General features: G+C 40.7%; 30 protein-coding genes. 9 read left to right on the top strand and 21 right to left on the bottom strand.

The window, feature by feature from the left end:
- Positions 1 to 2,259: NACHT domain-containing NTPase (locus FD724_RS38755; RefSeq protein WP_218651565.1), on the top strand; the 2,259-nt coding region annotated here is incomplete at its 5' end.
- A 13-nt stretch (positions 2,260 to 2,272) separates the two neighbouring features.
- On the opposite strand, the gene FD724_RS38760 is transcribed toward FD724_RS38755, so the two are convergent.
- The 3 genes from FD724_RS38760 to FD724_RS38770 all read right to left on the bottom strand — a co-directional run bounded on the left by FD724_RS38760 (position 2,273) and on the right by FD724_RS38770 (position 5,137).
- Positions 2,273 to 4,261: a strawberry notch-like NTP hydrolase domain-containing protein gene (locus FD724_RS38760; RefSeq protein WP_256874789.1), complete on the bottom strand. Its 1,989-nt coding sequence runs from the start codon at positions 4,259 to 4,261 to the stop codon at positions 2,273 to 2,275.
- Between the two features lie 174 nt (positions 4,262 to 4,435).
- Positions 4,436 to 4,573, bottom strand: a complete 138-nt coding sequence (locus tag FD724_RS38765; RefSeq protein WP_179076881.1) for a hypothetical protein — start codon at positions 4,571 to 4,573, stop codon at positions 4,436 to 4,438.
- 117 nt (positions 4,574 to 4,690) lie between these two features.
- Positions 4,691 to 5,137, bottom strand: coding sequence for a hypothetical protein (locus FD724_RS38770; RefSeq protein WP_179076882.1), 447 nt, complete (start codon positions 5,135 to 5,137; stop codon positions 4,691 to 4,693).
- A 368-nt stretch (positions 5,138 to 5,505) separates the two neighbouring features.
- Here FD724_RS38770 and FD724_RS38775 point away from each other — a divergent pair, with 368 nt between their 5' ends.
- The 3 genes from FD724_RS38775 (at position 5,506) to FD724_RS38785 (ending at position 7,906) form a co-directional block, all read left to right on the top strand.
- Positions 5,506 to 6,453: an RpoD/SigA family RNA polymerase sigma factor gene (locus tag FD724_RS38775; protein ID WP_179076883.1), complete on the top strand. Its 948-nt coding sequence runs from the start codon at positions 5,506 to 5,508 to the stop codon at positions 6,451 to 6,453.
- A 392-nt stretch (positions 6,454 to 6,845) separates the two neighbouring features.
- Positions 6,846 to 7,346, top strand: a complete 501-nt coding sequence (locus FD724_RS38780; protein ID WP_179076884.1) for a helix-turn-helix domain-containing protein — start codon at positions 6,846 to 6,848, stop codon at positions 7,344 to 7,346.
- 65 nt (positions 7,347 to 7,411) lie between these two features.
- A complete protein-coding gene (locus tag FD724_RS38785; RefSeq protein WP_245246029.1) occupies positions 7,412 to 7,906 on the top strand; it encodes an IS630 family transposase in 495 nt (164 codons plus the stop codon).
- Between the two features lie 142 nt (positions 7,907 to 8,048).
- Here FD724_RS38785 and FD724_RS41555 read toward each other — a convergent pair whose 3' ends face one another.
- Together FD724_RS41555 and FD724_RS38790 are read right to left on the bottom strand one after the other, a co-directional pair.
- Complete coding sequence (locus FD724_RS41555) at positions 8,049 to 8,177, bottom strand: hypothetical protein (RefSeq protein WP_256874790.1); 129 nt, start codon at positions 8,175 to 8,177, stop codon at positions 8,049 to 8,051.
- Positions 8,174 to 8,599, bottom strand: a complete 426-nt coding sequence (locus FD724_RS38790) for a GFA family protein (RefSeq protein ID WP_179076885.1) — start codon at positions 8,597 to 8,599, stop codon at positions 8,174 to 8,176. Before FD724_RS38790 ends, FD724_RS41555 begins: the two co-directional genes overlap by 4 nt.
- A gap of 305 nt (positions 8,600 to 8,904) precedes the next feature.
- Here FD724_RS38790 and FD724_RS38795 point away from each other — a divergent pair, with 305 nt between their 5' ends.
- Together FD724_RS38795 and FD724_RS38800 are read left to right on the top strand one after the other, a co-directional pair.
- The gene (locus tag FD724_RS38795; protein ID WP_179076886.1) at positions 8,905 to 10,170 is read left to right on the top strand and encodes an AIPR family protein; all 1,266 of its coding nucleotides are present in this window, start codon (positions 8,905 to 8,907) and stop codon (positions 10,168 to 10,170) included.
- Positions 10,171 to 10,510: 340 nt separating this feature from the next.
- Positions 10,511 to 11,461: an RpoD/SigA family RNA polymerase sigma factor gene (locus FD724_RS38800; protein ID WP_179076887.1), complete on the top strand. Its 951-nt coding sequence runs from the start codon at positions 10,511 to 10,513 to the stop codon at positions 11,459 to 11,461.
- 92 nt (positions 11,462 to 11,553) lie between these two features.
- Here the strand turns inward: FD724_RS38800 and FD724_RS38805 are convergent, their stop codons facing one another.
- The 12 genes from FD724_RS38805 to FD724_RS38860 form a co-directional block, all read right to left on the bottom strand.
- On the bottom strand, positions 11,554 to 11,850 hold the full coding sequence (locus FD724_RS38805) for a type II toxin-antitoxin system RelE/ParE family toxin (protein WP_179076888.1): 297 nt from the start codon (positions 11,848 to 11,850) through the stop codon (positions 11,554 to 11,556).
- Positions 11,835 to 12,020 (bottom strand): hypothetical protein, encoded by a 186-nt coding sequence (locus FD724_RS38810; RefSeq protein WP_104902026.1) that lies wholly within the window; start codon positions 12,018 to 12,020, stop codon positions 11,835 to 11,837. Before FD724_RS38810 ends, FD724_RS38805 begins: the two co-directional genes overlap by 16 nt.
- Positions 12,021 to 12,224: 204 nt before the next feature.
- The gene (locus tag FD724_RS38815) at positions 12,225 to 12,881 is read right to left on the bottom strand and encodes a hypothetical protein (protein ID WP_179076889.1); all 657 of its coding nucleotides are present in this window, start codon (positions 12,879 to 12,881) and stop codon (positions 12,225 to 12,227) included.
- 116 nt (positions 12,882 to 12,997) lie between these two features.
- Complete coding sequence (locus FD724_RS38820) at positions 12,998 to 13,144, bottom strand: hypothetical protein (RefSeq protein WP_179076890.1); 147 nt, start codon at positions 13,142 to 13,144, stop codon at positions 12,998 to 13,000.
- 176 nt (positions 13,145 to 13,320) lie between these two features.
- Positions 13,321 to 13,656, bottom strand: a complete 336-nt coding sequence (locus FD724_RS38825) for a hypothetical protein (protein WP_179076891.1) — start codon at positions 13,654 to 13,656, stop codon at positions 13,321 to 13,323.
- Positions 13,657 to 13,808: 152 nt separating this feature from the next.
- The gene (locus tag FD724_RS38830) at positions 13,809 to 15,725 is read right to left on the bottom strand and encodes a hypothetical protein (protein WP_179076892.1); all 1,917 of its coding nucleotides are present in this window, start codon (positions 15,723 to 15,725) and stop codon (positions 13,809 to 13,811) included.
- 66 nt (positions 15,726 to 15,791) lie between these two features.
- Entirely contained in the window at positions 15,792 to 16,508 is a 717-nt protein-coding gene (locus tag FD724_RS38835) for a hypothetical protein (RefSeq protein WP_179076893.1), read from the bottom strand.
- Complete coding sequence (locus FD724_RS38840) at positions 16,508 to 16,918, bottom strand: hypothetical protein (protein ID WP_179076894.1); 411 nt, start codon at positions 16,916 to 16,918, stop codon at positions 16,508 to 16,510. The genes FD724_RS38835 and FD724_RS38840 overlap by 1 nt, the downstream gene beginning before the upstream one ends.
- Before the next feature lie 548 nt (positions 16,919 to 17,466).
- On the bottom strand, positions 17,467 to 17,739 hold the full coding sequence (locus tag FD724_RS38845; RefSeq protein ID WP_179076895.1) for a hypothetical protein: 273 nt from the start codon (positions 17,737 to 17,739) through the stop codon (positions 17,467 to 17,469).
- A gap of 14 nt (positions 17,740 to 17,753) precedes the next feature.
- Positions 17,754 to 18,332 (bottom strand): hypothetical protein, encoded by a 579-nt coding sequence (locus tag FD724_RS38850; RefSeq protein WP_179076896.1) that lies wholly within the window; start codon positions 18,330 to 18,332, stop codon positions 17,754 to 17,756.
- Entirely contained in the window at positions 18,333 to 18,635 is a 303-nt protein-coding gene (locus FD724_RS38855; RefSeq protein ID WP_179076897.1) for a hypothetical protein, read from the bottom strand. It lies immediately after the preceding gene.
- 177 nt (positions 18,636 to 18,812) lie between these two features.
- Positions 18,813 to 19,022, bottom strand: a complete 210-nt coding sequence (locus FD724_RS38860) for a hypothetical protein (RefSeq protein ID WP_179076898.1) — start codon at positions 19,020 to 19,022, stop codon at positions 18,813 to 18,815.
- Between the two features lie 129 nt (positions 19,023 to 19,151).
- Between FD724_RS38860 and FD724_RS38865 the strand changes: the two genes are divergently transcribed.
- Genes FD724_RS38865 through FD724_RS38875 form a run of 3 tightly spaced genes read left to right on the top strand, consistent with a single transcriptional unit; the run spans position 19,152 to position 20,503 of the window.
- Positions 19,152 to 19,421, top strand: coding sequence for a hypothetical protein (locus tag FD724_RS38865; RefSeq protein ID WP_179076899.1), 270 nt, complete (start codon positions 19,152 to 19,154; stop codon positions 19,419 to 19,421).
- A gap of 39 nt (positions 19,422 to 19,460) precedes the next feature.
- Positions 19,461 to 20,015, top strand: a complete 555-nt coding sequence (locus FD724_RS38870) for a GNAT family N-acetyltransferase (RefSeq protein ID WP_179076970.1) — start codon at positions 19,461 to 19,463, stop codon at positions 20,013 to 20,015.
- 14 nt (positions 20,016 to 20,029) lie between these two features.
- On the top strand, positions 20,030 to 20,503 hold the full coding sequence (locus FD724_RS38875; protein WP_179076900.1) for a hypothetical protein: 474 nt from the start codon (positions 20,030 to 20,032) through the stop codon (positions 20,501 to 20,503).
- A 99-nt stretch (positions 20,504 to 20,602) separates the two neighbouring features.
- Here the strand turns inward: FD724_RS38875 and FD724_RS38880 are convergent, their stop codons facing one another.
- From FD724_RS38880 to FD724_RS38895, 4 genes are read right to left on the bottom strand one after another with little or no spacing between them, the layout of a single operon-like run.
- Positions 20,603 to 20,815 (bottom strand): hypothetical protein, encoded by a 213-nt coding sequence (locus tag FD724_RS38880; protein WP_179076901.1) that lies wholly within the window; start codon positions 20,813 to 20,815, stop codon positions 20,603 to 20,605.
- A gap of 27 nt (positions 20,816 to 20,842) precedes the next feature.
- On the bottom strand, positions 20,843 to 21,394 hold the full coding sequence (locus FD724_RS41560; RefSeq protein WP_256874791.1) for a hypothetical protein: 552 nt from the start codon (positions 21,392 to 21,394) through the stop codon (positions 20,843 to 20,845).
- Positions 21,378 to 21,617 (bottom strand): hypothetical protein, encoded by a 240-nt coding sequence (locus tag FD724_RS38890; protein ID WP_179076902.1) that lies wholly within the window; start codon positions 21,615 to 21,617, stop codon positions 21,378 to 21,380. The genes FD724_RS41560 and FD724_RS38890 overlap by 17 nt, the downstream gene beginning before the upstream one ends.
- A 14-nt stretch (positions 21,618 to 21,631) precedes the next feature.
- Entirely contained in the window at positions 21,632 to 21,973 is a 342-nt protein-coding gene (locus FD724_RS38895; protein ID WP_179076903.1) for a hypothetical protein, read from the bottom strand.
- Positions 21,974 to 22,100 lie beyond the last annotated feature (127 nt).

Genomic DNA, 22,100 nt, shown 5'->3' on the forward strand with positions numbered 1-22,100 from the left:
ATGCGATCACGCATCCACGACAATATCCAATGTTTGCACGCTGAGATACCGCTTTGGGGCGTAAATCGTTCGGTTCCTTTAGGTGACTTGTTTGTTGATGTAAATATTTTAGAGCAAGTCAGCAGTAACCGTAGAGCCGAATTAGAGGATTTGTGGCAGGATTTTATCGAGAGAAATTCTAACTACCACAGTTTAGATCGAATTGGTGTAGGTAAACACCAGCAGCGTGTATCTGGCTTGATTGTGCTGAAGGGAAATACTAACTTGATGGTAGTGGGTAAACCCGGTTCGGGAAAAACTACGTATCTGCAAAGAATTGTAACTGAATGTAACGATGGAAGATTGCAAGCACACCGAATCCCTGTGTTGATTCGGTTGCGGGATTTTGTGGAAGATGGAGGTGAGTATGCTTATAATTTGGTGCTATTTTTGAGGCAACTTTGGCAGTTAAGTAATTCAGATATTGAATTAGTGTTAAGTCAGGGACGGGCATTGGTGCTGCTAGATGGTTTAGATGAGGTTACAGGAGAAATAGGAAAGCAAATAGCCAAAAATATCAAGCAATTTGCTCGTGTTTATCCACAAGTGCAAGTGGTGGTCAGTTGTCGGACACAAACCTTGGCAGATCCATTCGATTGGGTATCAAACCGATTTACCTGTGTAGAAGTGGCAGATTTTGATGAGGAGCAGGTGATAGCATTTGCAGCCCACTGGTTTAGGACGGTTTGTGCAGATGCAGAAGAGACGGAAACAAGAGTATTTTTGGAGCAATTGTTTCTAGAGGAAAACAAGGCGATTCAAGAACTAGCGATTACTCCGATTTTGCTGAGTTTGACTTGTGCTGTATTCCAGCAAACGGGAAAATTTTACTCGCAGCGTTCCAAATTATATCAAGAAGGGTTGGAGTTATTGTTAGAGCAGTGGGACGAAAAGCGAGGCATTGATAGGGCTGAAATTTATCAGAATTTGTCTGTGGAGCGGAAGTTGAATCTGTTGAGCTATTTAGCGATGAAGAAATTTGAACAAGAGAATTATGTATTATTTAAACAACAAGAGTTAGAGGCATACATTTCAGAGTTTTTAGGCATTGAGCTACGTGATAGTCAAAAAATACTAAACGCAATTGAAAGTCAGCATGGGTTATTGATTAAACGAGCAGAAAAAGTCTGGTCATTTTCTCACCTAACATTTCAAGAATATTTAGTAGCATTATTTATTATTGATAATAATAGCTTGCCTGTATCATCACAATACCTTGTTGATTCTATTCACAAGGCACAATGGCAAAGTATATTTTTAATTGCTATAGAAATGATTAGTGATCCTGATACTCTAATCAAATATCTAAAGCAAAAGATTGATAATTCATTGGCTATGAATGAAAAACTTCAAAATTATCTTGAATGGCTATTAATCAAATCTCAATTTATATCTATTGTTGATTCATACAATCTAGCTGCTATTAGATATTTTTATTTGATATTGTCTACTAATATAGTACCATTAGGTAATAACGAATTTCTATTATTAAATCCATCAACAACTTCTGCTTGGTATTATAATATAGGAATTGATAAAAATATGGTCGGAAGTTTAGCTAAAAATTATGACCCAAATGTAACTTATGACCAAGATTTAGTATCTCGTTTAGACGAAACAATTGAGCTTAATTTAGATCGATCATTAATACGTATATTACATAAGTTTATAAAAGAACAGGAAAAACTAATAGAAAAAAGTATTACTACTGTCAAAACAACTGATATTTTATTTAAAAATAAGGAAGCATCAAATAATTGGATTGGCTTTCAATCCATATTTGAAAATAGCTTGGAAAGTGAATATGAGAATATAGAAGAAATTAACTATTTTTCTATTGCGGAGGGAGAATTAAAGCCTACGCTTGAAAGAGCCAAAATATTTGATAATAAATTATATACAACTATTCTTAATAATAGAGAAGAATTATTTCCAATCTTTGACAATTTTGACTCTATGCAACAATGGTGGACTGAAAATGCAGAATCTTGTATAGAAAAGTTTAGAAATATTATTGTGCAGTATAGACAAATTGGGCATGATTGGGAATTTAATAAACAGGAGACAGATTCTTTATGGCAATATTGTGAGCTTAATAAGTTTTTAATTGATTGTATCCAAAGCAATTATCTAGTAAGTGAACAAACGAAAGAAGAAATTATTAATACATTATTACTACCGATATCTACCCTAAATAAAAATAATAAATTAATTAAATAAGAAGTAGAAAAAGCTAAAAAGCGATAGTCTTTTTCCTGACTGAAGTCACCAAATACAGACCGAGCGCTTTCAAATCTCTAGCGACGACTTCCATTGCAGCAATACCACCGCCCTCAATGGATTCCACAAAATCTTCACGGGAGGTAAACGGGAAATCCCCAGTCTGCCAAAGCCCCAGACGATTGGCATAAGATAGGTTAGAAACCTTCGTCGCTCCAGTTGCAGAAACATAGATAACCCGTGCTGATGGCAGTGCGTTTTGCAACCGCAGCCCAACAATACCTTGCTGGGATGCTGCAACCATACCAAGTTTGCCCTCTTGTGCCATTGCATTGCCCATGCTGTGGCACTCGTCGAAAGCGATCGCTCCCTCAAAGTCCTTGCCTGCCCATTCAACAATTTGCTTGAGCCGACTTTTACCGTTCTTTTGAGAACGTAGAGTTGAGTACGTGCAGAACAGAATGCCTTGGGTGAAGGGTATTGGATCGCCAAGCTTAATGTTGCTCAGGTCGATGATGTCGCGCTCAGTACCACCCAGCGCACACCAATCTCTACGGGCATCTTCAATTAAGGCAGAACTTTTGGATACCCAGATTGCTTTTCTTCGTTCCTGACACCAGTTGTCGAGGATGATTCCTGCACATTGTCTACCCTTACCAGCACCCGTCCCATCGCCTAAGAACCAGCCACGACGAAATTTCACAGCATTTTCTGAGCTATTTGCTGCTACAGTCACATTATCCCATGAATCATCTACAATATAAGACCCAGACAGAAATTCACAGTGTGCTTGACCTGCGTAGATGACGCTTTCAAGTTGTGCCTCTGACAACAAGCCTTGTGTGAGAATATTTTGTGGTAGATGCGGTTTATAAGTTGGTGCTGGTGGCGAGACAAGTGCTAGGGCTGCACTTTCGCAAAGCAGTGAGGGATGAGGCAAAGCATCTTTAATTCGGATTCGTTGTGGGCGATATGTTTCGTATAGGGTGTCTTTCAAACCCTCACTAGCCGTCCACTCGATAACCTCATATTCCAGCACTACTACGTCGTCTGGAAGAGAGAAAACTGTTTCTGGTTGTGCAACTATAATACGTTTTGGCAATTGAACAACTTTTGCCTTCGCAGTAGCTTTGATCTCTGAGCGTTCCCACGAAGATCGCTGTGGCAACTGCTCAATCAACGCCAGCAGTTCGGGCAAGTCCAAGGTTTCGGGAATACAGGGGATGTTGCCGGGATTATCAGCCGGAACTTTGTCGATCACTGTAATCCGAGTGTCGATAGTTGTCCCATGTTTTGAGTAAACCTTGCCGTTAACCCCGACTGACATTAAAACTCGTGCTTCTGAGTGCCACCTAACAAAAGTCTCGCGCCAAATGGGATTATTAGGTGAGAACCAGTTGGCTGTGATTGTTACCAGCCGTCCACCGTCAGCCAGTCTTTGCAATGCCGAGTTGATGTGGCTCTTTGTGGCATCAGGGTTGCGACTGTTGATTTTGGGAGATGCGGAGAAAGGTGGATTCATCAGAACAACTGAAGGCTGAGTCTTTCCAACCAGATAATCGTTAATCTGTTCCGCGTTTACTGAGAATAATGGTGTACCAGGGAATAATCGCCGCAGAATCTTCGATCTATCAGGTGCAAGCTCGTTGAGCATCAGACTTGCACTGTGCAGTTTAGCCATTTGTGCCAATAGGCCAGTTCCGGCACTTGGCTCCAGCACCAAATCAGTAGCTTGTATAAATCCTGCTTTGGCTACCAGATAAGCAAGCGGCAGAGGCGTGGAGAATTGCTGAAGGTTTACTGACTCTTCACTACGGCGAGTATGCGTCGGGCAGAAGGCTGTTAATTCTTCTAATTGTTGCACAACCACTTGAGGTTGTTGTGATAAAATCCTAATTCCCAGATGACGCAGATATAATATTTGCGCCACTTCCACAGCTTCGTAAGCATCTTTCCATTGCCACGCACCGGACGCAGGAGTGCCTAGAAAGTAGCGATTCATCTGGGAAGAAACAGTTTTTGTAGAGAGAGGGCGATTATCTGTTAAAACCTAGCGTGGCAAAACTAGCTAGAGCAAAAACTTAAACGTAGTAAATTCGTTATTATTGAAAATTTTGATTTACCTATTTACGCCTATTTCAATCATGAAAAATCTACTCTAGCGAGTTTTACCACTCTAGGTTAAAACTTTTGCAAGCTCTTGGGCAACATTAATAACTGACTGCCCATAATCGATTACTGTTTGCAAATCGAATAAAGAACCTTGAGTGAAAAGTTGCTGTACCATTGCATCACTCACAATATTATTTTTCACCCTTGCTATGGCGAAGCCTTTCTCTTATTAATAAATGAGGCTATTACTAGCCTCATTTAAACTTTTAAACCTTCAGATATTTATTCTTCGGTGATCGAACGAGAATTAAAAAGCGAATTAAGCAGTTTTACGCGGTCTACCTGGCTTGCGCTTGCCTGAAGACTTTACATCAGCCTTTTTAGTTTTCGGTGACTTGTTGGCAGCATTGTTAGCTTTGCTTGAACGAGTAGTACGTTTTGGTTGTGGTGAAATTTCTTTAACTGGAGGCAGTAATCTCAATGTAGGGAATGAGAGAATAACTGCTTCGTTACTGGTATGATGAATAGCTTCATCCTCTAGTGTCCAAGGATCTGGCAACTTTTCAAAAGTCCGAGCTTGTGGTGTGATTACTTCTGATACTGATGGGATTGTAGAAGCGGCTATATTTCCATTGCTAACTGGAACCGCATTACTAGTGTAAGCAGCCGATACAAATAGTCCGTTAATGAACTGGAACATAACGAGACTAACAAATGCCCAAAAGATAGCTACGATTGTCAAAGTGAGTAGAGATTGTATATCCATGATTATTTCTTAACTAAGTATTTGTAATTTTCATCTAATCTACGCAAAGCGTTCTTAAGCCTTGTTCAAATGTGAAGCGAATTTGAACATATTCTCTCTTCAAGAGAGGACTTCACTCTAAAATTAGCGTAGCGTCTCTCTAATTTAATTTAGCCAAATTTCTTTGTTTTTTAAAGCTTAATATCAAATAAAACAGCTTTTAATATTTACCTATTTTTAGATTTCAAGTATTATAGTTATAACCTTGCTTTTCAAAGATAAATATTAGGTTAAATCTATGGTTAAGATTTGATTTGCTAGTTAATTCTTGAGATAAAACATTCTATTCAAACGAAAAAGAAAAGTAGTCGTCACAATTAATTGAAAGTATGCCCAGTCCAACTACCGACTTAGTTCGCTCCTATCTCAAAGAAATCGGACGCTACCCTCTGCTAACTCCTGAGCAAGAAATTACAAACGCTCGGCTTGTGCAGCAGATGATGGCGATTGAAGAACAGCGCTCAAGCCTTGCACTTCAACTAAATCGAGAAGCAACTGCAAGAGAATTAGCTACCTCGCTTGGGCAAAGCGAAGCTGAAGTGGAGTCAATTCTTCATCAAGGGGAACGAGCAAAGCAGAAAATGGTGACTGCTAACCTACGGCTGGTGGTGGCGATCGCTAAAAAGTACCAGAACCGAAACTTAGAATTTCTTGATCTGATCCAGGAAGGTACACTCGGTTTATACCGTGGCGTTGAAAAGTTTGATCCAAACAAGGGCTACAAACTTTCAACTTATGCCTATTGGTGGGTTACTCAATCAATCACACGTGCCATCGCAGAACAATCACGAACTATTCGTTTGCCTATTCATATCAACGAAAAACTGAATAAAATCAAGAAAATACAACGGGAATTATCCCAGTCATTGGGTCGAAAACCAACTGTAGTAGAAATTGCTGAAGAATTAAAGGTTAAACCAGAGCAGGTTCGAGAATATATTCAAGCAGACCGAAAGTTAGTTTCGCTAGAAATGCGCGTTGGGAATGAACAAGAAACAGAATTAAGCGAACTTTTAGCTGACGAAAAGATTTCCCCTTTGGAAGAATTAAATTCTTCACTAATGCGCCAGAATATTAAAGAGTTGCTAGCATCCTTAGCTCCAATACAACGAGAAGTACTAACTCTACGTTTCGGGCTAGAAAATGACCATCAACTGAGCCTAACTCAAATTGGAGAACGCCTTAACTTAAGCCGAGAAAGAATTCGCCAGCTTGAACATAAAGCACTCTCTATTCTTCGCCGTCAAAAAAGTGATATTAAGGAGTATCTTAATTAAGTTAATCGTCATTCATTTTTCCAGAATGATTCGCTTATAGTCAGGGCTGAAGCCCTGCTTTTATGCAACTTAAATGCCGATTAGCTTAGATTGATTTCCCGCTCTAGTATCATCGCGGACGTAAAGGTAATATTTCCCCAGGGCAATTATCCTTGTTTTAATCATGAAGATGATGCTCTGGCTATACTATTAGTCAAAAACAAGAAACTATATTTATAAATAGCAACTTAAAAAACTGATCAATGTCCAGCAAAACAATCGATGTCCGAGAGTACACCGTTAGAGCGCACAAGCGGGAAATTCATACTCGCGTTTTCAACTTTGTGTGTAATACCAATTTAATATGAAGCTGCATATAATAGAGAAAACAAACTCGATAAATTAAAAGAACCATGAGCCGCCCTTTTGAGATTGAAATCGCAGAGAGCGAAGAAGAACTTAAAAAACGCCTACAAACAGCTAATTTAGGGAACCAGAAAGAAAAACTTATTATGCTGTGGTGGATAAAAAGCGGGCAGGCCAAGGAGCAGCAAGATATTGGAAAACGCTTGGCTAAAGATACATCAACGGTGACAAGATGGTTACAAAAATATAGATCGGGTGGGCTAGATGAATTATTGAAAATAAAAAAAGCTCCGGGAGCAAAACGGAAAATTCCTGAAGGAGCGATCGCGGCACTTGAAGAGGAGTTAAAAACAGGAAAAGGCTTTAGTAGCTATGGTGCAATAGTAGAGTGGTTAAAGCAAGAGCAGGGGCTTGATATCGAGTATGCAACGGTTTATGCATTGGTTCGATATCGATTAGGGGCAAAACTAAAAGTACCACGTCCTCAAAGCCATAAGCAGGATGAAAAGTTAGTATCTGAGTTTAAAAAAAACTCGGTATCATTCTGAATTGTCTAGAAAAACATCTAGCACCCGGCAAGTGTGTTCGCTACCTGTGCCAGGATGAAACGAGGGTGGGACTGAAAACTCTTACAGGAAAAGTGATTACTGCCTCTGGAGTTAAGCCTACTGTTGAGGTGAAATGGCCACGGGAAAATTTTTGGATTTATGGTGCAATTGAACCATTGACTGGAGATCATTTTCTTTATGAATATCCAAAACTGAATGGCGAGTGTTTTCAACAGTTTTTGGACTGGCTATCTCAACAATTAGGTGGGGATTACGCTATTTTACAGGTTGACCAAGCACCTGCTCATACAAGTTCAGCAATTCGTTGGCCAGAAAATATTATTCCTCTGTTTCAACCACCTTCAGCCCCTGAACTCAATCCCATTGAAAGGCTTTGGCAGCTCCTCAAGAAACCACTCAAAAATCAGCTTTTCTCTTCTTTACAGAATTTACGCGATCGCATCCAAGAAATATTTAATCAACTTACACTTGAGCAGGTAATATCTATCTCTTCTTATAACTTTATTCTCGAAGCTCTTTTCTATGCAGCTTCATATTAAATTGGTATAAGCAGTGTGAACAACCCACACAACGAGAAACCTTTGGAGTTAGACCTCTATATTGCGAGAAATGCCGTCCGCCTCAACCTCCCAAGCAATCGAAAGTAGTCCCTATAGGCAAGAGGAAACCCAGAGCTATGAATTATGAGAGTGGTAAAGACATAGCTGGATGATTTGTTGTCTCTTGGGTGAGTGAAGCAGTGCGCTCATTCGCCCAACCTAATTCAAACTGGTAAAAGGTAACTCTAATGTTTGGAAGTTTAGAAGTCATTCAGGAGTTGCAAACTGTGCAAATAACTCTGCCCCTGTCAGGTCATTAGTTTCATTGGCGAAACAGTAATATTGGGGCTTTTCATCAATGAATACCTGATGATCGAAAACAAGACCTTCAGAACTATCGAATAGTCCAACGGGGATGAAATACTGGTTACTTTGTTTCAATTTGTAAAATAGATGGCTACCACACTGCTTACAGAATCCACGTTCTGCCCACTGTGATGATTGATAAAGCCCAATATTTTCTTCACCAGAGAAGCTAACATCACTTTTACAATCAACAGCTAACAGAGGCCCTCCGCCCCAATTGCGGCAGATACTACAATGACACGCTCCCACACTTTTACTCATGCTAGTTGTAGAAAGGTTTACTGCTCCACACAGGCAACTACCTTTTGCAATATTTAGATTAGACATATTATTTGCTCCAATTCCACGCAGGCGCTCCAATTGCTCACATTTTCCCCTATTTCATACTGGAAATGCCAACAATATCAAGTAGTTCGCTTTCGTGACTTGGCTATTTATTGGGGAAGTTGGGGTTCCCTCAGAGCATAAGGGGTGGGGGAAAGGTTTTAAATCCCTCACCATGCACCCCCTACCCTAGCCCTGACAGCGCATTTTTGAGTTGGCATACAATGGTACTTGGCATTACCGAGAAACGCGATATCAGATACTAGTTTTGGTTAACATAGAAATTCCCCTGACATTGCAAACAAACCATGCCCAAGACTTGGAACATCAAGATAGATAACTACTTTCAAGCCAACCCCAATTGCATCATCGCCACTGCTCATGTAGACTCGTTCCCCACAGACCTACCCCTAGAACCGAACATCCGTGAACCGAACCGCAAAAGTGCGACTTACAGACAAGTCTTCGACTCCCTGACAACCGAACCCGAAAAATTCTTCTCTCGCCACAGTGGAATTGTTCTGTCAGCGAATATTGCTAAACCTGTCAAGAACAAAACTGAACTGGAGCTAGAAGTTTTAGAAGCTAACGAGGGAGGCAGTGATGGCATTATCAACGGAGGGCACACAGTTTTAGCTTTTGACCAAGCGAAAAATTACAAATATGACCTAACCGAAGCCAGAGTAAAAGTTACCATCCACATCGGACTCTCGGAAGACGAGGCTAAGGATATAGCCCTGGCCTCCAACACGACAACGCCAGTAGATTCTCGCTCCAAAGTCAACGCTAGGGGTGATTACAAATTCATCAAGCAGTATTTAGCCCAGTTAGAACAGAAAGAAGATAGAAAATTCCGCATTGCCTATTATCAAAACCAAAGCGGCGCTCCCAGAAATGCCCAGTGCAATGTCACCCATTTGCTCAAGCTCCTTTACTGCCTTGACAGAAATAAATACAACCCCGACGGCAATAAACGAACCAAACATCCAGCAGGGATGAGTCTTCCAAGTAACATTACAGACGCAGAAAGGGAAAGATTAACCGCCTTACTGCCTCTCTTGACTCATGCTCTATGGATAGAGCAAAGACTCTACGAAATAATCCAAGAACATATCAGTAACCCTAGAAGAAAGGGTGCTAACGATTTAGCATCAATAGATATACGTAAAACTACGTTGTTGCCTGACAGCAAGTATTCATTCGGGTTTGGTGCGCCAACCGACTTAGCACTACCGATAATCGCATCATATCGGGTATTTCTAGATAAAGATTATAAATGGATTCTGCCGTTTAACGAATTCGCTGAAGATTTCCTGCAACACTTGTGGAATAACTATTTCCGTAAATACTTAGTGTCGGAGAAAACAGCAGGAAATACAGTCGGGACAAAAATCAGCCGCAATCAAGAGATTTGGGAAAGTTTGTACATTTCGGCGCAGAGTTATCTAAATCAGCACTTGGTGAAAATGGTCAACTCTAGTAAGCAAGAAGAAGAATTGAAGGTGACACAAGGTGCAAACAAGAGGGAAAAAAGGAAAAGGGGGGAACTCAACGCGACTACTGCCCCCAAATAGCTTTTTCTCGAACAGGGTATAAGGTGTACGGCAAAGACTATTAGTCCCCATACCCTACCCAACTTTTCTAGTTAAGTCAGGAACTCTCATTTAGAGCTTGAGTAACGCCATAATTAATTCTCAACAAGTTAAATTTAATGACAAAAACTGGCATAAGTATAACTTTGGGATGGAGGTGTAGTAAGCGCTCACTGGATACCGTTATGGATGATTACGTTCTAAATTGAATTCAACTATTGCAATCTCAGGTTGATATTTTAGCTGTTGAAATCAGGAAAATTAATTCAGTGATTTGATTTATACTTTTAGGTTCGTCTAAATATCAAAAAAGTTTTGTCGTATGTCCAGCCTGAGTCCAGACATGGTTCGTATCTATTTGCAAGAGATTGGTCGTTATCCAATGCTAACCGCAGACCAAGAAATTGCTTATGGCAGGCAGGTACAGCAAATCATGGCAATTGAGCAAAGAAAAAATGAACTCACCCAACAACTAGCTAGGGAGCCAACAATGGTCGAATTAGCTGTTGATGTTGACAAAAGTGAATTGGAAATAGCTCAAATACAAAATCTTGGGCAACGAGCCAAACAAAAAATGGTGACAGCAAACTTGCGTCTGGTGGTTTCGATTGCCAAAAAATATACTAATCGCAATCTGGAATTCCTAGATTTGCTGCAAGAAGGGGCAATAGGTTTACAAAGAGGTGTAGAAAAATTTGACCCCAATCGCGGTTATAAGCTTTCCACCTACGTATACTGGTGGATTACGCAGTCAATCACACGGGCAATCGCAGAGAAATCCCGTACTGTACGCTTGCCAATTCATATCACCGAACAACTCAACAAAATTAAGAAAGTACAGCGAGAATTATTTCAGACACTGGGTCGTCCAGCCAGTGTTATAGAAATTGCTGAAACTTTAGACTTACAACCAAGTCAGATTAGGGATTTTCTCAGCAGTTCAAAGCAGCCAATTTCTCTAGATGTAAAGATTGGAGATAACCAAGACACAGAACTTAGTCAACTTTTACCAGATGAGGGCATATCTCCAGACGAACATATCACCAAAGAACTTTTACGCCAAGACATAAATAGTTTATTAGAATCACTCAAACCGACGCAACGTGAAGTATTAATTTTGCGTTTTGGGTTAGAGAACGATCAAGAACTAACTTTAGCTCAAATTGGAGAGAAATTGAATGTCAGTAGAGAACGAGTTCGCCAAATTCAGCAGCAAGCAATCACTGTTCTACGTCGTCAAAAAACTGAAATTCAACAGTATTTAGTTTCCTAAAGTCCGCTAAAAGTTAATATTTTAGCGGGCTGAATTTGGTGAGAAGTGGGGATTTAATCCAGGATTTGAATTTAACTGGAACTTGCGTGTCTCTAAAGCTCAAGATTCTCTTGTGCCGAATGCCAAAATCTAGCGATACTGACGCGCTTTTTCTCCTCTTCAACCCTGTAGACAACACGATATGGTTTAAGAATAAGCTGACGAATATTAGGGTCGTCAAACTCAGGTACTTTCTGACCAATGAATGGAAATTGACTTAACTCCCTACTTTTTTCAAGGAGTTGCTGACCCAATTTCCTTGCAGCTTCAGCATTGCTTAAGGCAATATACTTGACAATTGCTTCCAAATCCCCCACAGCTTTGGGAGAAAGAACTACTTGGTAGTCCATGCTTCAATCATCTGCTCAACAGATTCAATTGACACTCCAAGTCCTTGGTCAATCTCTTCTAAACCCTCTTTTACAGCCGCGATAAACTCAATTTCTCTAACAATCTCACGCAGAGACACATTTGGCGGCAAGCGCTTCACAAGTTCAAGGACTGTTTCTCTATCGCTCATAGCAGTTTTTGCTTCTATGCAGATGACTACTGTAATCTTAACTCATGGGTTCACCTTGTAGCTTTTCTTTTAGCTAGACAAATAACTTTGATAATGTTTTCCAACCTGCTTGTTGAGAAAAACTTTATCCTAGTCTGACTGGCAAGCAGCAAATTTATCTATTGAACTGGAATTAAATCAGACATTTTAGGAATCCTATTGAATCTAATCCTTAATCTTCACTTTATCCTGAAAATCGGGGCAGATTTCACCCTGATACCCATGAGGATAGATCCCACAAACTAACAAGTTTTCCCCATACTTCTGACCATGATAGTTATTGCAACCCATGCAAGTTACTGGTCTAGGTTCTTCATCATAAAAATCAAAATCTTCACCCCAATCCTCTTCTGGCATTAACTTAGCATTACAGTTAGGGCAATATTCAACATCTCGCCCTTTGTCATCAACAAGGCAGGTGGTAAGTTTCCAAAAATCATTTGCAAACTCCTCAAAACGAGGATAGCTGCATGAGCATACAATTATTTCTTCATTGGTTTCACTATCGGAATGTGCCGATAAATATTCTGGAGAGATTTTCCAATCCTGTTGTTTAGAAATATTTGAGGGATGACCACAAAAATCTATATCCCAAAGCTTTTGTTCATGAAAAACTCTCACTCCAAAAGATGTATAATCATGAGCCATATTTTCTAATTCACAATAATTCTTAGCTGATTGATAGTCAAAGTCACGTTTGCTAATTCTTAAACCTATCTCACGAGGATAAGTCTGAATTACCAAATATTCGCCTTCGGAAAATGGATTAAAATTTGTGGAGATTCTTTCGTTTAAAAATAAAAAGTCTGTAGGTGTATCCATGATATTTTTTATTGATTTATCTTTCTTTATTAGATTCAGGAGCCAGGATTCAAAATTCAGTTAGGTATTCTTCCTTTTTAAAAGAAAAGCGATAAGCTTGACGGTATGGCGGGAGCTTACGGCTTGCAATATAGATTCTTAATTAAGCTGTTCACACTCAAATCAATTACCTCAAGAACATCTGGCAACCATCGGACGTGTTCAATGATTTTATCGTGAGTACGAGCTTTGAAGATCAGGCGATAAAGCCCTGCCTCAGTCATAGTCAACATTTCCTGACCTTGAGAATTGTCATCACCAGGGATATATATTACATAGACCCCTCTCATCCGTATCAAAAGAAGCTAGAGCTTGTGAGACATTTTGGATTTCCAGAATTGTGCATACATCCACAGCTACCCATTCTGGTTTCTCTGATGTACCGACGAACCGATTCAACTTATTCCCCTTTTTGAACCAGCAATTTCCCAGACACCCCAGCCGTAAAACCCAACCCAATCGCCGCTACAGTAATATTAGGCTTGATAAATAACGTCGCAATTCCGATAACTGCGCCCCAAAGACAACCATAACAGCAAGCAATAATCAACTGATTTTTGGGTTTAGCTCTTTCGTCTTGAATAGATTGGTGAACGATGGCATAATCTTCGAGTTCACCAACGATTTCTGATAAAGAAGCGCCGTACTCTTTTTCCAATCTACAAATGGCCAGTCTGTCTGCTTTAACTGGACTTATGGCTAATTTTTGTAATGTTGTGGTTAATTTATCGCTCATTTTTAAACTTCCTGATGCTTCCACATTCTGGAAAATGTTTAGAAAAAAATTAAAACTTACTGGAGAGACAAAAAGACTCTATTTTTCAGCCTTACTTGGAAATGTAAGAATACCGGAACTTGACCGGAACTCGACCGGAACTGTGACGAATATTAGTGGTTAATGTTAAAAACGCTGAAACCATCTTTTTCATTTCCGCACAATCGGTTAGTGTCAATCAATTGTGACAAGGCATTCCTCAAGTAAAGAACACTCTTTTTCTCGTCGCCCCACTTGCGGCTGTTTCTGATAGCAGCAAAAGAAGTTGGAGGATTAGCAGTAGCTGCAACGATCGCCACAATCTGTTCTAAATCAGTCTCAGAAATCTTAATTTCTTCTAGTTCCAGAAATTCCACTTCTTGATAAGGTTTTGAAAAAATAGACTCCAGATGATTAACTGCGTCTGATGGGGCAATCTTCTCTCCTCTGGGTATGACTGCTTTTTCATGCTGTTGAATCAATTCCGGGAAGAACTGAAGTAATGTTCTTGCTGGATCTGGTTGCCCATTGCCTGGGTGCAAATGGGTCTTTAGCCATTCGGGAATCATGCCCAAGTTGCCACCAATAACAGGTTCTCCAAAGTTATTAGGGTTGGCTTTGAAATATTCTCCACTAGCGACATTCATTTTGCGTAGACCACCAGCGCTAACCGCTTGAGCTACACAACCAATAAAGTTAACCGATTGCTTAAAGGTATCTGCCAGCCCAGCCGTAGCTTTACCGACCACGCTTGTCAGGTTAGAGCCATGCAGCACGATAATTAATGTACCACCAGATTTAGCGAAGCGAGAAAGTAAATATTGGATCGCCCAGGTGCGATCGCTTTCCTCCAATAATGACAGCAACCGCATCGCCTCATCAATTACTAGCAGTAAGTTTTTATGGGAGTATGGTTCGCTTCCATCTAAACCTTTAAGAAATTTCAATAAATCACGAGCGACGAGTTGATCAGCCCCATCTGCATCTTGATCCGGGTATTTAAGGGCAGAGGTTAAGTTGCAAGCGAAGGGGTAAACGTCCAATCCGGCTGTAAAGTATTGGGTGTTCAATGCGGGGTCAAGTGCAGTTGATAATGTTGCCAAGATTGCTGCTAAGGTTCCCTTGCCACCTCGCTGAGTACCAGCGATCGCAATGACTTGAGAACTCATCATATTCTCTACTTGGAATCCACTTTTCGTTAAAGCAGCGATCAGTGCGTTTGCCCTATTAGTCAGAGGGATATTAATTATAGTCTCTGGTACAAGCCCATCAGAGGAAGATGGTTGTAACTCTGTAGGTCTAGAAAGCTCCGCAGCTTGGTTCATCTTCCCAATATCTACTTGTGGCGATTGAAACTGTTTGATATCTACGGTTGGTGGTAACTGGACGTTTGCCTGTGCGATCGCACTGATCTCCGACCGATTCACTCGGCTATCAACCGTCACATCCTGTAAATGGAGAGCCATGCTTTCATAAGTGGGTAGCTGACGACCCTTGAGCTTGCTAAACCAGCCAAACATCCAGCGATAAGCGTAAAAACGTTTTCCTGGCTCAACTTGTGTTAAATACTGACTAATATTTTCAAACTCAGCATGAAGAAAGGTGTACTCTTCTGCTGATTGTCGCTCTAGGAATTTAACAGTATTGGCAAGATGATCTGCTTGATAAGTCCTTCTAGCATCATAATCCCCAGCACGAGTTAGAGCATCTACAAAATTACCACGCACAAAAGGCAAAGGCGCAATTTCTTTAGTGCGGTTGGAGTGTTCGACAACAAACCATAGCCATGCAGCACCACCAATTAAACCACCAACTAGTGCCAAAGGGTTGACCGCATAACAAACCGCTCCAATCCCAGAAGCCAACAAACCAAGTACACGGGTCATGTCTGCTTCATTCTCAGATGCCCGTGCCATTTCAAATAATCCATCTTTTCTCTCTTGCAACCATTGGGCGATATTTCCAGCTTCCAAGTGAGACAAGCTAGGATATGATTCGCGTAAATGTTCCGTTTCCTTAGTTGTAATTTTTGGGATATCGTTACTTTGCATAAATGCTTCCCTTGGTAAACGTTGCCGCCCTTTTTATAGTTATTGGTTTTTTGGGCGGTTTCGGTTCTAATCCTTTGTCAGTCGCCAAATAGCGAACCCAATTTCACCCGCCATCATTGTGCCGATGTTAAACAAAATACAGCCCAAAATCATGAATGGGGCTGTAAATTCAAATGGGTTACGAGCCGCAAAGGTGGTGACAATATCGAACACCCAAACCGCAATCACAACCAGCCCTGCGCTAGAGCGATCACGTATACCTGCGGTTTTGTAATCCGCCCAGAGTTGGCCTACTAAGTCAATCTTGCCACTAGGTTTGGTTTCAAGGTCATAAACCATGTGGTCTTGAAGCTCCCGTCGTGCTGAGTCTGGGTTCTTACCGCGTAAGGCGTGGGCTTCAATTACCTGAACACCTACAGAAATTATGAATGCCAGGTAAAAAAACGGGTTGAACAGTGCAAACGGCACATTTAGCCAATTCCAATTCGGCTCAAACCAGGCAAAAACAGGCGGGCCTTGAAAGATTAATTGCCAAGTTGAATCAGCACTAATCATGGAACCGCCGATAAATAAAATCCCGCCAACCAAGGCACGACCCGCACCACCGTTAGCAACAAACTGATTGACAATCGCGGCGGCTGCCCTAATGGGTAAGCCGACAATCATCACAACAGCCTTGGCGCAAAAATCGATAATTTCACCAAGCGATCGCTTCTTACCTTTAGGCTTACTATCGCTGTTGCCAGTACTATTAGTTTCCGCACTTGATGAACTATTAGCCATTACTTTTTCCTCACTGGTTTGATATTTTGAACGCTTTTACAAATCCCTTTGGCTTTGTATTTCCACTTCCAAATTCCTTCTTCAATCCGCCCAATACACCTGCCCGTCGCATCAAAAACATCAACAATCTCATCATCTTGATAAAAGGTTGTGTCTGGTCTGGGATTGCGTTTAGCGCTATCAAAGTAATTGGTAATTCTCAACTTGCGACTTGTGGGCATCACTCCCGCCTCATATAGAGCATCACTGGTTTTTGCCCGTTCTTCTATGCGGGAACGCTCTAATTCTTCTGTGGCTTTTAGCCGTTGAAGCTCTGCATAAGCCCCCAACTTGGGTACTAAGGGGATGATTACAGGCAATATGCAAATGCCAACACTAGCCAAAGCTAAGTACAGTTGTTTCTTATACATGAGACTACTGTGTTATAGCGCGTTCTTACTACAAATTTTTCCCCTGTTTCACACATAAATAGCGCGTTCTTACTACAAATTTTTCCCCTGTTTCACACATAAAATGAGGCGTTTCATGTTTCACGACGCTGAAACATTGATGAAACCGTTGAAACAGTTTCGTGAAACAGTGCTGTGAAACAGCTGGATGAAACACTACCCTTCATAACGCCTTTCGAGCAAGGAATTAGCTAGTGTTTCGTGTTTCATGTTTCACGTTTCACGCTGGAGGAATGCTGTTTCATGCTGTTTCACGCCCTGAAACACTGATGAAACCGTTGAAACTGTTTCATGAAACAGTGCTGTGAAACAGCTTCGTGAAACAATCCCGCCCATAAAGGCTTTCGAGTAGGGAATTAGCTGGTGTTTCATGTTTCACGTTTCATGTTTCACGCCGGGGGAATGCTGTTTCATGCTGTTTCACGCCCTGAAACATTGATGAAACCGTTGAAACGTTTCATGAAACAGTTTCGTGAAACAGTTTTAAGAAACACTCGCGCCCATCACTATTACTTTGATGCCCGTCCCAGAAAAGTCAATCCTGCACCAACAAGTAATCCCAAGGGAATGAACATCCCACTACCAATTAATCCAGTAGCAACAACGCTACCAACGAGATATGCACTGCCACCTAAAGCGCCAACAACTGAAGTAGCAAACAATCCCGTACTCAGAATATCCATAACCTGATTTTTCCTTTGATGAGTTAATAGTTCTTGAAGCAGTCGGATTTCGGCAACAGTAGCAACAGTTTCATTTTGGATTTGTAACAATGCCGCCACTGTTTTATAAGCTTCTAAAATCGGATCTGTGTCCCCATTGAACTGACTCTCTCCCGCAACAAATTGAGTCGTAGTTTGAGTTGTTCCTTTTTTCGGATCGACTCCCCCAATCTTGTTGAAGCTTCTTCTGCCAAATTAATCAAACTCTGATCTATCTCGGTAATCTGGTTATCAACTTCCAACATGGATTGTTCAGCAAAGGCATCCAACACCGTCCCTTTGGCTCCAATCAAGGATTCCATGAACAATAAAGCTCCGGTGACACCAGTTGATGCACCCAGAATCTTAGATTGCTCATTTTGAACGGCTATAGCACCAGAAATAGTCTCTTTATCAGCCGCAGTCAACTTGTATGAGGCTTGTTGAATTGCTTCGTCAGCTTTGGTGATTGTGGCTTCGGGTATATCTGCTACAGGTGATTGTTTAGGCTGTAATCTCTCACTATTGGTAATATCTTGGAATCTAGCTAAAATCTCGTCTGGAACTTGTGAATCGACCGTCCATTTTTGCTCTGGATATTGACGGCGTAGTTCATCAACTATCTTTCCTGGTACTTTGTTGAGAGCTTGTGCGAATTCTTTAACAATCATCATTTAGGCTCCTAAAAACTTTTCGGGGTGATTTTTTAATTCAATTGCCACCTTCTTCAAAGAACCTTTGGCTAAAACGTAACTTCTAATTCTTTGAAGCACAGGTAAATGCCAGTTTGTCAACTTTGCTCGTCCGTTTAGCCCTCCATTCTCTTCGTCCCGAAAATCCTCAAATTCTGACAAGTACAAAGAAGCTAAGTCTAGATACTTTTGGAACTGTCTAATTCCAACTGATGGCTCCAATTTCTTGGCTGCCTCCTCTCGTGTTAACAATTGTTCAACTACACAGCTTCCTTGAATTAGCAATGGTTTCGGCTCCTAGAGTTCCGATTGAGTTCCGACTGAGTTCCGACTGAATTCCGATTGAGTTCCGGTTGAGTTCCGGTTGAGTTCCGATTGAATTCCGGTACTGCTAATACTAATAATAAAAAAACCACCGACTGGTGGGGAGGGTTTTTCTAATGGCTTAGTGTTTGGGAAACACTAACTTCTTAATAAGTAACTATGAATCGCTCCAAAATGGTTAAGTACATACGGTTTTGGTTCGACAAATCTGGAACTACTTTCATCAGCTAACCAGTTTTTTAGCGCCTCAACTGAGTAACCTGACAAACGGCTCATTTGGTAAGTCGAAAAATTATGAACTCTTTTAAATTCTTTAGGATGTATTGGCTTAATACCAATATTTTTCATACTTGATTGCTCCTACTATTTGTGAAGCTATTGTGGGAGTAGTCCATTTTTTAACGTACCATACCGCAAAAATATTTGCAAACATAACGTCAACTGCCGTACTATCTTTATATTATTTCTCTGTTGTGTATGCCGAAATCAGGATTTAAAACAATCACAGTACCGGACTGGATTGTTGATGAAATTAAGAGACAGCCTGACTATAAAGGGAATCAAGCTGCCACTTTGGGGGCGCTCGTTAGGGATGGTGTTGCGGCTCGTGGCGGAGAGTTGGAAAACCCAGCAATATTCCTTGTACAAGTACTGAATCACTTACCTAATTGGGAGCGGCGCGAATCCTGGGAGTTAGCGCTGACTATTTTAAATTGGTTGCAAGAAACAGAGCATGATGCTGATTGATCGGATTGATAAAATTGGTTCATGGGTAATTTTGGTGCAATGCGAACAAAAGTAGAACTAATTCGCGGTCAAGATAACACGATTGTGGAAGCAGATTTAGTGGAGCTATTGCAAAAGCACGTCGATGATTATGCCAACAAGTGGAAAGAACAATTGAACCTGCACGACCAATCAGACAAATTTTGGGACTGGGACTTTAAACTGGAGTTTATCATTAATAGACAAGCAAACCGTGAAGGCTATGCGATTGAATACAAAGATGAAACTCAAGGGTTAATGCTGATTGAAACCCAAATGCACGGTTCTCGTCTACAAGAGGGAAAACGCTTGGTATATGTTGATGGCATAGCTACCGCACCATGGAATCGGGCATATATCCAACGTCCTCCGAAATTAAAAGGTGTTGGAACTGCATTCTTAGCGTTTGCCAGAACTCGCAGTTTAGAGCTAGGTTATGAGGGAAGAGTAGGGTTACACTCACTACCTGGAGTAGAAGAATTTTATGATAACCAAGGCATGATTGATGTGGGAGAAGATGAAGATTACGATGAACTAGTTTATTTTGAGTATGGAGTTTTTCGTTCTCCTGTATGAGGTAGTAAAGCTAAATGAGTCAATTATTTGATGAAGAATCTTTAAGAAAAAGTGTTGAAGCTGAGGATAAAGTTGGTGGCAACATTGGGGCTGGATTAGATTGGGGGTCAGCATTTGGTTCTTTAATGGGCAATCTAGAACTGTTGGGACGTTTCACGACGTTGCGTATTTCTCTAAATAGAGAAGTGCGGTTGCTGCTGAATAATTGGAATTTAGGTACAGCTACGAAAATTGCTGTAAAAACTGCAAGAGAAAGAATACTTGAAAATTTTAGACTGCCGACACCAGAGGTAAGAGAATACATACTTGCTACTCTGGAAAATGATCAGCTTTATGGTGAAGAATTCATTTCTAATCGAGAGATACTGCGCGAACTGCTTGGGTTGTTATTAAAACAAGAAGATTGGGAAACCATTGCAGCAGTCGCAGCAGATTCGTTAAAGAAAGAAATTATACATCAAGCTGTTGGTGAAAAAATCTCAGCATAATTTATATTTTCAAAAAAAATGAATGATTTTGTTTGTGAACAACAAAGTTTTTTACAAGATGATATGACAACTTTTGAAGTTTCCATGCGATTTCAATTATTACTGTCTTAATTGTGTTTGTACTACTGGCTGCTGCCTTTTCTCTACCAAAACCTGACCAATAGAACCCCCAGTACCCAGCCCAAACATTCCTGTCGCAATCATGTACATTGCATTCTTGCCAAAAAATTGCACCCCTAAATATCCGATAGATATAGCCGCTAATGTGCTGCTCAGACTTACAACAATTACTCGTGCTTGATTCCGTTTCATAATTAGAATGCCTTTCCCTGATAGAGGTTATGAACCTTTCTTTTGTTTGACTAGCACCGAACGCAAATACTGCCGACAAGCTGCTCCTCCCCGATACATCAGAATACGAAGGGCCTCGACTTCTTGTATCGGAGAAACACAAATCTCAGCGATGGCTGGAATCAGATCCTGTTGTGAACGCACATAGTCTTGATGGTGCTGCTCTAATTCCTGAATCTTAGAATTCAATTGCTGTATTTGCCGTAATGCTTGAGTTAAGGAAGATTCTTTATTTTGAGAGCGATTATTCAAAGTGAATGTCATATTATTGCTCCTATGTACAACATTAGATTGCTCGACTGACCAATCAGGACATTTTTCATCAAGTAACCGTGGGGATGAACAGTATTTAGTACTGCCCGTTGAGAAGGGAGGCTCATCTTTTATTGTTGGTTTTTTCGGCGGTTCGTGTTTGGATAATAAAGCGCTGAAGTCGTAAATCGTTACTGTTGGTTTTGGTTCTATTTCAGGTTTTGGTTTCGACTCTATGGCAAGTTCAGGAATGTCTAAACCAAGTGCATTTTTAATTTCCTGTTCCATGACTGGATTCTCCTTGTTGAGAAAATTGCTCTACCTGCTCAATTGCGTCCACTATTTCTCCTAAAATACTGAAAGCATCGTTTAGCACAACATCATTTGAGGTAGAAAAGTGTTCTGACGATTGAATTTTACGATAATCTCGACTACTTCCAACAAGCCGCAATGTATATTGACACCCTTGCAAGATAGTCCGAATCTCTGCTGTGGTTAATTTAATTTCCATCGTTGTTTCTTTCCCTAAAATTTATCCTGTTGAATACTGAGACTTGCTCCGACTAAAGAACTGCCTAAGAAGACAAAAAAACTGACCAGCATTGCACCCAGGCAAATATTTTTCTGTTGCTCCCAACCAGAGAAAATTATGTTGGGGTTATTATGCTCGATAATCTCTAGCCCCCAACAAGCAATTGCCCCTACTCCTAAAAACCCAGTCAACAGCAGAGAGATAATTGCAGTTGTTTCTATGATGCGGTCGAAAAAAATCCTGGGGTTAAATCTTCTCTTAGTACGGCGGCGAAGAACCAATTTACTCTTGTGGTCTAATTGAGATTGGTAAACAACTTGTTTGTAGTTAGTCATTTGGATTCCTCCAATTGGACATAGAAACCTGCACCTGTATTCGCAATCTTTACCTTTCTTTGATTGACCAAGGTTTGAATCACACTAAGACTAAATTTGATACTGCCCAATCGAGCGCTACCCCCAC

Source organism: Nostoc sp. C057 (assembly GCF_013393925.1).
Classification (GTDB): Bacteria; Cyanobacteriota; Cyanobacteriia; order Cyanobacteriales; family Nostocaceae; genus Nostoc; species Nostoc muscorum_A.